The organism is Pantoea sp. sgz302252 (assembly GCF_042610525.1).
Taxonomy (GTDB): Bacteria; Pseudomonadota; Gammaproteobacteria; order Enterobacterales; family Enterobacteriaceae; genus Erwinia.
The window spans coordinates 42007-57034 of record NZ_JBHDVM010000008.1; the positions used below are offsets into that span (position 1 = coordinate 42007).

9 protein-coding genes are annotated in these 15028 nt (G+C 42.9%); 7 read left to right on the top strand and 2 right to left on the bottom strand.

The genetic code is table 11. The annotated features are described in order from the left end of the window. Positions 1-140 precede the first annotated feature (140 nt). From ACETPC_RS15440 to avs4, 6 genes are all read left to right on the top strand, one after another. Positions 141-677 carry a single-stranded DNA-binding protein gene (locus ACETPC_RS15440; protein ID WP_380182767.1) on the top strand — a complete coding sequence of 179 codons (537 nt, stop codon included), beginning with the start codon at positions 141-143 and terminating at the stop codon, positions 675-677. 158 nt (positions 678-835) lie between these two features. Further along, positions 836-2083, top strand: coding sequence for a tyrosine-type recombinase/integrase (locus tag ACETPC_RS15445; RefSeq protein WP_380182769.1), 1248 nt, complete (start codon positions 836-838; stop codon positions 2081-2083). Beyond that, positions 2070-3608, top strand: a complete 1539-nt coding sequence (locus tag ACETPC_RS15450) for a site-specific integrase (protein ID WP_380182771.1) — start codon at positions 2070-2072, stop codon at positions 3606-3608. The genes ACETPC_RS15445 and ACETPC_RS15450 overlap by 14 nt, the downstream gene beginning before the upstream one ends. Positions 3609-3624: 16 nt before the next feature. Beyond that, positions 3625-5658, top strand: a complete 2034-nt coding sequence (locus ACETPC_RS15455; protein WP_033544382.1) for an integrase — start codon at positions 3625-3627, stop codon at positions 5656-5658. Continuing rightward, complete coding sequence (locus ACETPC_RS15460) at positions 5651-6070, top strand: hypothetical protein (protein ID WP_001062122.1); 420 nt, start codon at positions 5651-5653, stop codon at positions 6068-6070. Before ACETPC_RS15455 ends, ACETPC_RS15460 begins: the two co-directional genes overlap by 8 nt. Positions 6071-6145: 75 nt before the next feature. Further along, positions 6146-10909 (top strand): AVAST type 4 anti-phage nuclease Avs4, encoded by a 4764-nt coding sequence (gene avs4, locus ACETPC_RS15465; protein WP_380182774.1) that lies wholly within the window; start codon positions 6146-6148, stop codon positions 10907-10909. 538 nt (positions 10910-11447) lie between these two features. Here the strand turns inward: avs4 and ACETPC_RS15470 are convergent. Then, a complete protein-coding gene (locus ACETPC_RS15470) occupies positions 11448-12269 on the bottom strand; it encodes an abortive infection system antitoxin AbiGi family protein (protein WP_380182776.1) in 822 nt (273 codons plus the stop codon). Positions 12270-13026: 757 nt separating this feature from the next. Here ACETPC_RS15470 and ACETPC_RS15475 point away from each other — a divergent pair. After that, entirely contained in the window at positions 13027-13941 is a 915-nt protein-coding gene (locus ACETPC_RS15475) for an alpha/beta fold hydrolase (protein WP_380183045.1), read from the top strand. Here the strand turns inward: ACETPC_RS15475 and ACETPC_RS15480 are convergent. Next, positions 13933-14691 (bottom strand): SDR family NAD(P)-dependent oxidoreductase, encoded by a 759-nt coding sequence (locus tag ACETPC_RS15480; RefSeq protein ID WP_380182778.1) that lies wholly within the window; start codon positions 14689-14691, stop codon positions 13933-13935. The genes ACETPC_RS15475 and ACETPC_RS15480 overlap by 9 nt on opposite strands. Positions 14692-15028: the final 337 nt, after the last annotated feature.

Below are 15028 nucleotides of genomic sequence, written 5' to 3' on the forward strand. Positions count from 1 at the left end.
TGACTGCCTGATGAAAACCTGTACCTGAAGCAGAGCCTGTACGAGCCGACTCGTAAACGCGGAACCCCAAGGTATAAAGTGCGTCATGGGCGTGTTAGAATTTCATCCTTAAGCTAAGAAAATTTATCGGAGAGACGAACATGGCCAGCAGAGGCGTAAACAAAGTAATTCTGGTGGGAAATCTGGGTCAGGATCCGGAAGTCCGCTATATGCCGAACGGCGGCGCCGTTGCCAACATCACGCTGGCCACGTCCGAAAGCTGGCGTGACAAGCAGACCGGCGAGACCAAAGAGAAAACGGAATGGCACCGTGTAGTGCTGTTCGGCAAGCTGGCGGAAGTAGCGGGCGAATACCTGCGCAAAGGCTCTCAGGTTTATATCGAAGGGGCACTGCAAACACGTAAATGGACTGACCAGGCAGGCGTAGAGAAGTACACCACCGAAGTTGTGGTCAACGTCGGCGGCACCATGCAGATGCTGGGCGGACGCCAGAACGGCGGCGCAGGCGGCGGCCAGAGCCAGGGCAACAACAACGGCTGGGGCCAGCCGCAGCAGCCGCAGGGCGGCAATCAGTTCAGCGGTGGCCAACAGCAGCAGTCCCGTCCGCAGCCGCAGCAGAGCAGCGCGCCAGCAGGCAACGAGCCGCCAATGGATTTCGACGACGATATCCCGTTCTAGAGTTGACTTGTGAGTCATCTGTAAAAAATATATATGCAGGCCCCTGTTAATACAGGGGTTTTTTATTTCTATCGTCGGAAAAAGTGTCTTGTATAAATTGGTGATTTTTCACATAAAGTGTACCTTGTAATTGTGTAATGTTTATGAGGTGTGAGTGCATGGAAAAGAACTACAGAGTTACAACATTTGTCATGGATAGTGGCGAGCGCTATTGCATGGTAGTGGATCGTGCTTCTGGGCTTCCCATGTATTACCCCACTCTGTTTCTAACAACTCAAATCCGCAATAGAGAGGATGCTTTTTCAACGATGTTGGCGGCGGCTAACAACCTGGTTATGTTGTTACGCTTTGTAGAGAGTCGCGACATTGACCTTGAGCAGCGGTTTTTGACCAAAGACTTCTTCAAGCCACATGAGCTGGATGATCTGCGAGATTTTGCTCAGTGCAAACAAAGAAAGGGGCCATTAACTGTGTCCTCTACCTCTTGGTTGGCAGATGCGATGACCGATATCGTTGATAACGGGACACAGCATTCCCGGCTAACAACGTTTGCCAACTATTTACACTGGTATGCGATGCATATCTTAAAGACGACAGAACTGGAAGTTGTCGAAAAGATCAATGCTATGGCGGCGCAGATAAAGACGCGCCGACCATCTAAAAAGCGCAGAAACCACGACTTACAAGACAGGTCATTGAGTGATGTTCAATTGGACGCGCTATTTGAAGTCATCCAGCCTAGATCAGAGTTAAACCCTTTCTCAATAGATGTGCAGCGCCGCAATCGGCTGATGATCTTGCTTCTGTTTTATCTTGGCATCCGAGGTGGTGAATTATTAAATATAAGAATACAGGACATAGATTTTAGCGCTAACAGGATCCGTATCGTTAGGAGAGCAGATGAACAAGCTGACTCTAGAACCAATGAGCCTAATGCTAAAACTAGAGAACGGCTCTTACCGTTGGCTGAGTCCTTAGCTCAAGAACTGCATAGTTATATTCTTCAAGATCGCCGGAAAGTCAGAAATGCGAAGAAAAATGACTATCTGTTTGTAACTTACAAGAGTGGACCAACTCTGGGAAATCCTATCTCCAAGTGGGGATATCATAAAATTTTTTCCGTAGTCAGGTCTATATCACCGCAATTGTATGCAGCGACAGGACATTCGCTCCGCCACACTTGGAATCGCAAGTTTTCAGAAAGAATGGATGCCATGAATGAGCAAGTCAGCGAGGAACGCCAAGAGCAACTTCGTTCGTACTTAATGGGCTGGAGAGATGGCTCGGGAACCGCAGCGACTTACAACAAGCGTTTCATTCGGCAAAAAGGTTTTGAGGCCGCTTTGGCATTACAAGCAGGTAACGGCACTAGCTTGCCAGAGGATTTCAAGGATGACCATGAATAACCTCTTACTTGGGTTAGTACCAGAACGAATCCGTGCCAGGGCCAATGGCTACTCTTTTCTGTTGTATGACACATCGTGGACATTGGATAGAAATATCACTATTAATCTTGCTGATATTCACCATTACTTGTCAGATGGGACGCTAGATGGCTGCCTGCGTACATTGGCGTTTTATGCATCCAATCGTTCTTCTTCTCATACAAAAAATATTCTTGAACGGTTTCAGCACATGCTGCGTGAGACTGACGCGAGAGAAATTACTGATACGGTATTGATTAATTATCGGTCGATGCTGTCGCCTGCAACAGAATGGTATCTAGCAACCATCCGTGGCTTTCTTCGATCCTGGCACGAACTGGGCTATCCCGGCATCAGTAAGGAGGTGAACCGCTTGCTAGATGGCTGGACGCTAAAGGGTAATCGTAAGGGGGATGCGGTTAAGCGCATGGATCCTCAAGAGGGGCCACTGACGGATAATGAGCTGACAGCGTTTAACGAGGGGGCTGTTCGGGCTTATGAAAAGAACTTAATTACTATAGCTGAGTTGGCTATGGCACTTGGCACCAGTCATACAGGACGTCGTCCCATTCAGATCTCGCTGCTTCGTGTGGTCGATGTCCTTTGTGGTAAAAATGAAAAGGGAGAGCCCTTCTATGTGTTGAATGTGCCGCGAGCCAAGCAGCGCAGCAGCTCTTTCCGAATAAACTTCAAACCATTTGCAATATCACTGGAACTATGGGCAATCCTGAGTGCTCAGGCAAGAAATGCGATTGCGCAGGTTGAAAATCGTTTGGGGTTTGAATTGCAGGAAGATGACCGGCAGCAAATCCCTCTTTTTCCTGATCTTGATGTGTTAGATGCCGTCCAATCTCCTTATGAATTCCGCCAACTGCTTGCTACCGACAAACTCCACATTCCCGCCGCAGAGATAACCGACACCCTCCAATACATCGTAGAAAAGTCCGACATCCGGTCGGAACGTACCGGTGAGCTATTACATATCAATGCTCGTCGTTTTCGTTATACCACAGGCACACGAGCTGCCCGGGAAGGCTTTGGCGAGCTGGTGATTGCGGAACTGCTTGACCACGCGGACACCCAAAACGCAGGCGTTTACATCAAGAATATCCCCGAGCATGTGAAAAAGCTTGATGAGGCGGTTGGCTTCCAATTAGCACCATACGCTCAGGCCTTTGTCGGGGCACTTGTCGATTCAGAGAGAGACGCGCATCGAGGTAACGACCCTACCAGTCGTATTCGGACCGAAATGGGTCAGGGTGTTGGTACTTGTGGAGAACATGGCTTTTGTGGTGCCAATGTTCCTATTCCTTGCTACACCTGCATGCATTTCCAGCCTTGGCTGGACGGCCCACATGAAGATGTCTATCAAGGACTGCTCAACGAACGTGAACGGGTGAAAGAGATAACTGGCAACATCCAGATTGCTGCCGTACTTGATCGCAGTATTATCGCGCTGGCAGATGTGATCATGCGTTGTGCAAAACGTCGTGAAGAGCTTAGTTAACAGGGAGCAATAACCAATGGCTGAGATTTTCCTGTTTAAGCCAAAGGCTACGCTGACAGCAGCAGAAAACCTTGAAGCATTCATATCCCAGTGCCGAGATCAATTGACTGTATTCGGCTCTGATCTCACTTGGGAAGATCCTGTTTGGCCAAACATAACTGTATTTGCCAAGTTGGGCATTATTACGAGAAAACCCATACTGGAAGAGACGCAAGACCCTGCTTTCATTGATTTTGCCAAAGCCTATTTCCGTTACCAGCAGGGGCATAGCCTCTCTAGGGCAAAGAATGAAAGTAAAGCCCTCCGTGCGGTTGAGGCGGCTTTGCTTCAAGTAAACGGAAACGCAAATATTGATGGCCTGTCGATTTCTGTGCTGGATGAAGCAGCTGAATTGGCAAAGCATTACTACTCCGATGGCGCCGCATATCATTGTGGCCGTGAGATTGAGCGGCTGGCTAAGTTTGTAGCTGAAAACCAGCTTGTATCAAGTGCTGTACAAAATTGGGTCAATCCAATTAAACGTGCAGAGGATAAGAACAAAACGAGCAGAAAGGCGAAGAAAAATAGGGAAGATAAACTTCCGAGTGATATTGCTCTTAATGCGTTGGCGGAAATTTTTGCCAACGACCCAATTCATGTGCGAGACATATTTACAACATCGGTTTTTGCAATGTTGATGTCGGCACCTTCACGTATTACTGAGGTGTTAGCACTGCCAGTGGATTGCGAGGTTTTTGAAACGGATCGTGAAGGGATAGAACGATATGGTTGGCGTTTTTTTGCGGGGAAAGGCTATGAGGGTGATATCAAATGGATACCCACCGTGATGGTCGGTATAGCTAAGACAGCCGTAGCTAGAGCTAGAGTGCTCTCTGAAAATGCACGACAACTGGCCAAGTGGATCGAGAAACACCCGAATAAGTTTTACCGCCATGCTAACTGTCCCAGTGTAGCCGATGATGAGCCATTGACGATGAAGCAGGCTTGTATGGCGCTCGGTTTTGCACATTACTCTAAAAAGACGTGCAGGTCGTGTCTTGGTAATCGAGGTTTAGCTAAAGAGGATGGTGTACATACTCTAAATAGCCTGTGGCAGCACACAATGGCGCGTTTACCGGATGGCTTTCCGTGGTTTGATAAAGACAAGGGAATTAGGTACAGCAATGCCTTGTTTGTACTGAACGTAAATCAGTTCCACGGGAACAGAGGATGCATACCAGTTGAGTTACATAAGCCAACCAATAATTTCTTCAACAGTGATCTGACGCCTCGTCTGTCCTTGAAAGGAAAACATGCCAGTATCTTTGATCGCCATGGTTACCATGCTGTAAACGGAGAGCCGGTGAAATTAACCTCACATCAGGCTCGACACCTGCTCAACACCATTATCCAGCGCGGTGGCCTGTCAAACTTGGAAATTGCCAAGTGGTCAGGGCGAGCAGATGTGAAACAGAATCGAACTTACAACCACATGACTGAATACGAACTGGTTGGCATTGCTGAACGCCTTGATCCCACAACAGCGCTATTTGGGCCTGCTGGCGAGGTGGCAAAGCATCTGCCCGTGACTATGCAGGAGTTCAATACCTTAGAGCATGCCGCAGTCCATGTGACGGAGTATGGCTACTGTGTGCATGATTACACCATGAGTCCTTGTGAGAAATTCCGAGATTGCGTCAATTGTACCGAACAGGTTTGCATTAAAGGCGATGATGCTGAAAAGTTGGATCGCATTAAGATACGTCTGGAGAAGTTAGAGCGACTGTTTTTTCTTGCTGACGCAGCAGTGGAAAGTGGTGAGATAGGAACTGATCGCTGGTATCAGTACCACAAGAAAACTGTTACCCGGCTTCGTGAACTAGTGGCTATTTTAGAGAATCCAGACATTGAAAATGGTGTCCAGATTAAGCTCCGGGGCAATGATTTCAGCCAGCTTCGCCGTGTTGTCGCAAAGACGTCTATTGTGGCCATCGAGCAAAAAGGCAAAGAAAGTGAAGAAGCTATGATGTTAGATGATTTGACAACTTTGTTAGGAGGTGGCCTTGGCTAAGCATCTGGACAATAGAGACATTAACGCCATCGTAAATCTAATTCGAGGATGGAAGGAACCAAAACTGTCCTGGTCAGCAATTTGTGAGGCGGCAGAACCATTGGTCGGAAAGTTGCCGTCAAGACAGTCCCTTAATGCACATGAGGCAATAGTGACTGCCTATCAAACAAAGAAAGAGGCGCTTAAAGGCCGTGGCCCCAAAAATCCGCGTCCAGCTAGTTTGAACATTGCAGCCGCGAGGATTGTGAATCTTGAAAGCGAAATCGAAGAGCTTAAGGAAGAGAACCGGAGGTACAAACAACAGTTTGTGATCTGGCAATACAATGCATACAAATATGGAATGACAGAACATCAACTTAATGCGCAGCTGACAAAGATTGACCGTGAGCGCTCTGATGGAGAAAGAAGATAGTTGCTGAGTACGATATCGAGGGTACATTTCTCTGTGTAGGGGTAGTTATTTACAAAAAAATAGGAGAATAATTAAATGGTCAAACCAAACTGGGATAACTTTAAAGCTAAATTTAGTGAGAATCCTCAAGGTAATTTTGAGTGGTTTTGCTACTTGTTGTTCTGTCAAGAATTCAAAATGCCCGCAGGTATATTTAGATATAAGAATCAATCTGGTATCGAAACTAATCCAATAACCAAAGATAATGAAATTATCGGTTGGCAATCTAAATTCTATGACACAAAATTGTCGGATAACAAAGCTGATCTTATAGAAATGATTGAGAAAAGCAAAAAGGCTTATCCAGGATTAAGTAAAATCATTTTCTATACTAATCAAGAGTGGGGGCAGGGGAGAAAGTCCCATGAACCTGAAGGCGATAAGAACGCTGATAATTATTTGGAAACTGTCGGAAATAGTAACGATCCCAAAATAAAAATTGAAGTTGATCAGAAAGCATATGAGTCGGGTATCGAAATAGTATGGAGAGTTGCTAGTTTTTTTGAATCACCGTTTGTAATAGTTGAGAATGAAAAGATTGCTAAACATTTCTTCTCCCTTAATGAAAGCATCTTTGATTTATTAGAAGAAAAGCGCAAGCACACAGAAAATGTTTTATATGAAATTCAAACCAATATAGAGTTCAAAGACAGAAATATTGAAATTGACAGACGACATTGCATAGAACTTCTACATGAGAATCTAGTTCAGAAAAAAATTGTCATCGTCAGCGGAGAAGGTGGGGTTGGAAAAACAGCAGTTATCAAAAAAATTTATGAAGCAGAAAAACAATACACTCCTTTCTATGTCTTTAAGGCTAGCGAGTTTAAAAAGGACAGCATTAATGAGCTATTCGGTGCGCATGGCTTAGACGATTTCTCTAATGCTCATCAAGACGAATTACGTAAAGTCATAGTCGTAGATTCTGCTGAAAAGCTTTTAGAACTGACCAATATCGATCCTTTTAAAGAATTCCTGACTGTTTTAATAAAGGATAAATGGCAGGTTGTTTTCACAACCCGTAACAACTACTTGGCAGATCTGAACTATGCTTTCATAGATATTTATAAGATAACTCCTGGAAACTTAGTAATAAAGAACCTTGAACGCGGCGAGCTAATAGAGTTATCTGATAACAATGGATTTAGCCTTCCTCAAGATGTTCGATTATTAGAACTAATCAAAAATCCATTTTATCTAAGTGAATATTTGAGGTTCTATACCGGTGAAAGCATCGATTATGTGAGCTTCAAAGAAAAGCTTTGGAATAAGATTATCGTCAAAAATAAACCTTCTCGGGAGCAGTGTTTCTTAGCGACTGCTTTTCAGCGGGCTAGTGAGGGCCAATTTTTTGTCTCCGCGGCATGTGATACTGGAATTTTAGATGAGTTAGTTAAAGACGGAATTGTCGGCTATGAAGCTGCTGGTTACTTCATTACACATGATATATACGAGGAATGGGCATTAGAAAAGAAAATTTCTGTCGATTATATCCGTAAAGCGAACAATAACGAGTTCTTCGAAAAAATAGGAGAATCACTTCCTGTTCGCCGTAGTTTTCGGAATTGGATATCTGAACGATTGCTTTTAGATGACCAGTCCATAAAGCCTTTTATCGCAGAAATAGTCTGTGGAGAAGGAATATCAAATTTTTGGAAAGACGAGTTATGGGTAGCTGTCCTTCTTTCCGACAATTCAAGCATATTTTTTAATTACTTTAAAAGATATTTACTTAGTAGTGACCAGAATCTATTAAAAAGACTTACTTTCTTATTGAGGCTTGCTTGCAAGGACGTTGATTACGATCTGCTTAAACAGTTAGGTGTAAGTAATTCAGATCTGCTTTCCATTAAATATGTTCTTACTAAGCCTAAGGGAACTGGTTGGCAGAGTGTGATCCAATTTATCTATGAAAACTTAGATGAAATAGGGATCAGAAATATTAATTTTATACTTCCTGTGATTCAGGAGTGGAATCAAAGAAACAAAGTGGGTGAAACGACTCGATTATCTAGTTTGATAGCCCTAAAATATTATCAATGGACTATAGATGAGGATGTCTATTTATCCGGAAGGGATAATGAGAAAAATATTCTGCATACGATTCTTCATGGGGCGGCCATGATTAAACCTGAAATGGAAGAGGTTTTAGTTAAGGTTCTTAAAAATAGGTGGAACGAGCACGGTACCCCATATTTCGACCTTATGACCTTAATCCTTACTGACTTAGATTCATATCCGGTTTGGGCATCTCTCCCGGAATATGTTCTACAATTGGCAGATCTGTTCTGGTATCGGCCACTTAAAGAAACAGGCGAACGTTATCACAGTATGGATATTGAAGATGAGTTCGGTCTATTTAGGTCTCATCACGACTATTATCCAGAAAGTCCATATCAGACTCCTATATATTGGTTACTACAATCACAGTTCAAAAAAACAATAGACTTTATTCTTGATTTTACGAACAAGACAACGATATGTTTTGCCCACTCCCATTTTGCTAAAAACGAAATTGAAGAAGTAGATGTCTTTATTGAAGAAGGAAAGTTTATAAAGCAATATATATGCAATCGTCTGTGGTGCTCATATCGAGGAACACAGGTCTCTACCTACTTACTTTCATCAATTCATATGGCATTGGAAAAGTTTTTTCTTGAGAATTTTAAAAATGCAGATTCGAAAGTGTTGGAAAGTTGGCTTCTTTTCTTGTTAAGAAATACCAAGTCAGCTTCTATTTCTGCAGTAGTTACGAGTATTGTACTTGCATTCCCTGAGAAGACATTCAATGTAGCTAAAGTACTATTCCAAACAAAGGATTTCTTCCGTTTTGATATGAATCGAATGGTTCTAGACAGAACACATAAAAGTTCATTAATCTCCCTCAGGGATGGCTTTGGCGGTACAGATTACAGAAACTCTTTGCACGAAGAAGATAGAATTAAAGCTTGCGATGATGTGCATAGAAATACTTATCTTGAAAATCTTGCCTTGCATTATCAAATTTTCAGGAGTGAAAATATAACGGAGAAAGATGCTATTGAAAGGCAACAAGTGCTCTGGGATATTTTCGACAAATACTATAATCAGCTTCCAGATGAAGCTCAAGAAACTGAAGCCGATAAGACGTGGAGGCTCTGCTTGGCAAGAATGGATCGACGAAAGATGAAAATAACTACCAAGGAGAAAGATGAAGGGATTGAGATATCATTCAATCCTGAGATTGACCCTAAACTAAAGCAATATAGTGAGGAAGCAATAAAGAAAAACTCCGAGCATATGAAGTATGTAACGCTGAAACTATGGGCAAGCTATAAAAGAGAAAAGGATGAACGTTATAAGAATTATGGAATGTATGAGGACAATCCGCAAATTGCTTTACAAGAGACCAAAGAAATAATAAAAAAGCTTAATGAGGAAGGGGGTGAAGATTTCAGACTATTAAATGGTAATATACCAGCAGACGTTTGTTCTGTATTACTGTTAGATTATTTTAATCAGTTGAATAATGAAGAGAGAGAATACTGTAAAGATATTGTTCTAGCGTATTCTAAACTTCCTTTGAAGGAAGGCTATAATTATCAGGTACAAGATGGAACAACCTCGGCAATTTCAGCCTTACCCGTGATTTATCATAATTATCCAATGGAAAGGGAGACTATAAAAACAATATTACTTTTGACACTGTTTAATGACCACTCTATTGGAATGGCAGGTGGGCGCTACTCAGTATTTCCTAGTATGGTGATTCATAAATTATGGCTAGACTATTTTGATGATATGCAGTCCCTATTGTTTGGTTTTTTGATTTTAAAGCCAAAATATGTAATCCTTTCAAGAAAAATCATTCATGAAAGTTATCGTCAAGTAGACTATGACATTAAAAAAATAAATATTAATAAGGTGTTTTTAAATAACTATAAGCATTGCATATCAAATGTCATCGATAATAAAATATCCATAGATGATTTGGGAAGTATGGATAAAGTTGATCTACATATTTTGAACACAGCTTTCCAATTAATTCCAGTTGATACTGTTAATATTGAACATAAGCAATTGGTTTCCTTAATTGTTAAAAGATTTTCTACAAGCCTATTGTCAAGTGTTCGAGAAGATAGAGTTGATTACGCTCTTCGGCAGTCTTTCTTGGAAAGATTTGCCTACTTTACGCTTCATGCGCCCGTGAGCGATATTCCCGATTATATAAAACCTTTTCTTGATGGTTTCAACGGTTCAGAGCCTATTTCAGAGTTATTTAAAAAATTTATTCTCGTCGAAGATAGATTAAATACTTACGCCAAATTTTGGAAGGTTTGGGATTTGTTTTTTGATAAAGTGGTTACTTTGTGCAAGGATGGAGATAGGTATTGGTATGTAGATAAAATTATAAAAAGTTACCTTTTTGCTGAATCTCCATGGAAAGAAAACTCTAATGGTTGGCACACATTTAAAGATAGCAATAGTCAATTCTTTTGCGATGTATCTAGGACTATGGGCCATTGCCCTTCAACTTTATATTCTCTTGCCAAATCTTTGAATAACATTGCCAGTTGCTATCTTAATCAAGGTATAACTTGGCTTTCAGAAATATTGTCGGTTAATAAAAAACTATGGGAAAAGAAATTGGAAAATGATACTGTTTATTATTTAGAATGTTTGGTTAGGCGATATATTAACAATGAGCGTGAGCGAATTAGACGAACCAAACAGTTGAAACAAGAGGTCTTAGTAATATTGGATTTTTTGGTAGAGAAAGGATCGGTTGTTGGTTATATGTCACGGGAAAATATTCTGTGATGTAGTTGAAAATAATAATTTTAATGAGAGCTTTTCCAATTTAGGCTCCAGGGATTGGAGCCTTTTTATTATCGAAAAGATTAATATCTTATAAGTCAATCAGTAAAACGCAGCAAAGCTCGTTGCTCTTGAATGTTCACTCCGTGATAAATTCTTTGATTACCACATAAATAACAAGAACAAGCACAAGGGGTGCAGTAAATTTTCCCTACAACTTTTTCAGTTTTAGCCAACGCAATTCGATATGTTTTTCTCTTAGATTTTAACCGAGATATATGATGACGACGCCATGCCCGATTTCTAACCATTTCCATTCACTCCAATTTTCTACCGCGGTGTTATACCGCGCCCGTATCAATCTTTGGAGTTCGATATCGATCTGACCTTTCATGAATACCTCGGAATTTGTCAATAAAGTGAGTGCTATATCATAGCTTATGGGATGAAAGTTTGATATTTAGCACTTTTCAGCTTTAGGTAAAGCTGTCCTAAATAAAGCTAATTTCTTGTTTATTAATGGAATTTCTATGTGGAAGTGTTAGAAATCCTGTTTTACTTTATCCATCGTTAAAACTTTACTTATTATATAATGATCATAATTTCTTATACTCATAAGGCAAGTTATCAAATTGGAAACGTGGCTATCATCAGGAATAAGTATATATTTAATATCATCGAAAGAAAAACTAATGCCAAATTCAGAGAACTTTTTACTTAAGACGGCCTTTTGGTTAGGTTCCACCACTCGCTCTAAATTTAGGCTAGGCCATAAATCGCCAACAAACGGATGCGGTACATATCTCCATTCTTTTTCGTCAGCGTAGATATAATTCTCAATGGTTTTTTCGTTCGTCCTTTCTAATTTCCCTTTATAATTTTTCATATAGCGTAATAAATTATAAAGGTCAGCGTACTCTTCTTTAAGGCTTTCAAAATACTTACGCTCTTTATTATCAAGAATATGCCTTTTCGACCATAGCGGAATTAACGCATCCTTTAGTTTTCTAATTCTTTTATTATACTTTGAAAATAATTCACTGCCTTGATTCATGTATAGAACGGGATGGAGATCATTTTTCTCAGCCCATTCTTTTGTTAACCCAAATCCAAATTCACCATATTTTCCACTATGATCTTTAATCTGAGAAAGCTTGATGTCACAGAATGAAACCATTGGTACTGCGAAATTTCTTCTTCCTTTTACTCCGACTATGCGTTCACGGGCAAGGAATGGTTTAAAATAGAGTTCTGTTAAAATGCTATAGAATGCCTCTTCATTTTTAGTAAAGTGAAACAACGTTGTTGGATGTAAACTATTAACTTCTTGTATAACTGTTTCTTGGTTTTCTATAGCACTCATATAGTAACTGTTCCATAGTGTAAAACCTGACTTAGCAAAGGTTATCATACTAGTCTTTGTACTGTAAGCACACTTGGTTTAATTCCACGCACTTTTTGAGATTTCCGGTTTTTTGATCTCTTACCAAAATCTATGCCAGATTGAGTCAAAGGTCCGAGCTGGGTCACCAAAAAAAGTAAAATTATGCACTTTGATAGATTATATTTTAACTAAATTCTTTACAGTTAAATCATTTCTTATGTCTTAATTTCTGATAAAAAAGGTTTTTTTTCACGATTTATAAGTATCAGGTTATCTGAACCGTTCTGATTTCCGGAAAAATTCTGGTCTTCAGCTAAAAGTTTGATGACGCCCAACCCAGTGTTTTTACTGGGTTCAAACTGCTGACAAACGTGAAGCAATGGAGGGCCTGTGGCTGGAGCAAAGCATTACGGGCCATGGACGGCAGCCGTCATGGAGGACGTTTTTTGCGTCTTTGCGGAAGACACAGGCCCTCCTGAGCCTGCACCTGCACACTTTGTCATCAAACTCAACCCGGTGTTTTCACTGGGTTTTTTATTTTCTCTTTTTTCGCTTAGCGAGCCGCGGCTAATTTTTCTCGCAAGGTTTTCCCCGGCTTGCATAATAAGCCGTATCGACAGCGCCCCATTTTTTATCTAAACCCAAAATAAATTTTCCCCTCGGACATTCGGTTTCAGCCAGGCTTAGAGTCTGAGTAACGAAGGAACAAGGGGTAAGAGAAAGCATGGGTGAGCAAATCAATGCAGTAATAAATCAGGGCGATTCTCCTTTTATCCCCAGCTGTATCCTTAAAGATGTCACCTTGCCCAACGGTATCCGCCTGCGGGTCGCTATAATGGGCAGCGGCGAGCCTTTGCTGCTGCTACATGGGCATCCGCAAAACCATCTGGCCTGGCGGAAGATTGCGCCTGAGCTAAGCCAGCGCTTTACGGTGGTGATGCCAGACTTACGCGGCTACGGCGACAGCGACAAGCCGGAAGGCGATACCAGCCTCTATAGCAAAAAAGCGATGGCGCAGGATATCGTTCAGCTCATGTCTGCGCTGGGCCATGAGCGCTTCGCTTTTGTTGGCCACGATCGCGGCGGGCGAGTAGGGCATCGGCTGGCACTGGATTATCCTGAAAAGGTCGATCGCTGCGTTTTTATCGATATCGCGCCAACCGCCACTATGTATGCCAAAACCGATAAAGAGTTCGCCACGCGCTACTTCTGGTGGTTCTTCCTGATCCAGCCCGCGCCGCTGCCGGAAAAAATGATCGGCAACGATCCCGCTTTCTTCCTGCAAAAACATATTGAGGGCCAGCTGAAAACGCCTGGCGCGACGGAGCCAGAAATCTTTGCCGACTACCTGCGCTGCTATCGCGATCCAGCGATGATTCATGCAGCCTGTGAGGATTATCGCGCCTCGGCGACTATCGATCTGGAAGATGACGCGGCGGACAGCGATAAGCGCATCGCTTGCCCATTGCTGCTGCTGTGGGGCGAAAAAGGCACGGTCGGCCAGCTTTATGATGTGGTAGCAACCTGGCAGGAAAAAGCAGATAACGTCAGCGGCCAGGCGTTGCCGTGCGGGCATTCGCCGCAGGAAGAGGTGCCGGAAAAGATGCTGGCGGCGCTAATGCCTTTTCTGCAGAAGCCTGACTCAGCTTAGGCGGATGCCCGCATCGATCATAAACTGCGCGCCGGTGCAGCCTCGCGCATCATCAGAGGCGACAAACAACGCCATTGCGGCAACGTCACGGCCCACCAGGGTAATTTTTAACGGCTGCGAGGCCTGAATTTCCGCCTGCGCTTCGGGCGTACGCCACAGCGCCTGCTGTCTGGACGTGGCGATTGCGCCTGGTACCAGGCAGTTAACCCGAATACCATACTGTCCCAGTTCGCGGGCCAGCGTCTGATTTAGCCCCACGATAGCGGCTTTTGCTGTGGTATAACCGACCATGCCCGGCCGTCCTCTCATAAATGAGGTGGAGCTGGTCAGAATGATGTTGCCCGATTTCTGCTGGCGCATGATTTCCGCCGCCGCCTGGCTGGCGAAAAACTGATGATCCAGATTTACCGCCAGCCGATCGCGCCAGTAGTCCGGCTCAACGGCAAAGAGATCGTGACGATCGTCGTTGGCTGCATTGTTGACCAGCACATCCAGAGTACCTTCCTGCGCGGCGATCTTTGCGATCGCCGTACGTAGCGCATCGACATTACGCAGATCGCAATAGTGAAAAGTCGCTCTGAGCTGCTGCGCCAGCTTTTCGCCTTCGCGATCGATATCCAGAAAATGCACGCGGCTTTGCTGCTGAGCGAAAGCGGTGACTAAATCCGCGCCGATACCGCTGGCGCCGCCGGTAATCACTACCGTTTTGTTTTGCAGGCTGGCGTAGCGGGTATAAATTTCCTGCGGCATTAAGCGTTTCTCCTGCGGCTAACCTGAAAACAAAAAAATAAGCGAAGCGGCAACGTTTATGCTGGCGCTTCTATTTAACGCAACTTAGTCAAATCATAGCGTATTTTATCCTTACGTCTTTTAAACAGGCCGCAGAAAAAAGCCGGGTAAATAAAATAATAAAAATAAACATTGCTTAACTGGCTCAGGCATGACTTAATAGCGCCATCGGTTTGGAATACAGACCTTATGAAAGCAGTTTTAGTAAAGCAGTCCTCAGCGCAAGCGTTATCCCAAGATATCCTTCCTTCTGATCTTCTTCTAAGCGCCCCATAAGTTATGCTCTGGAAACAGGCCT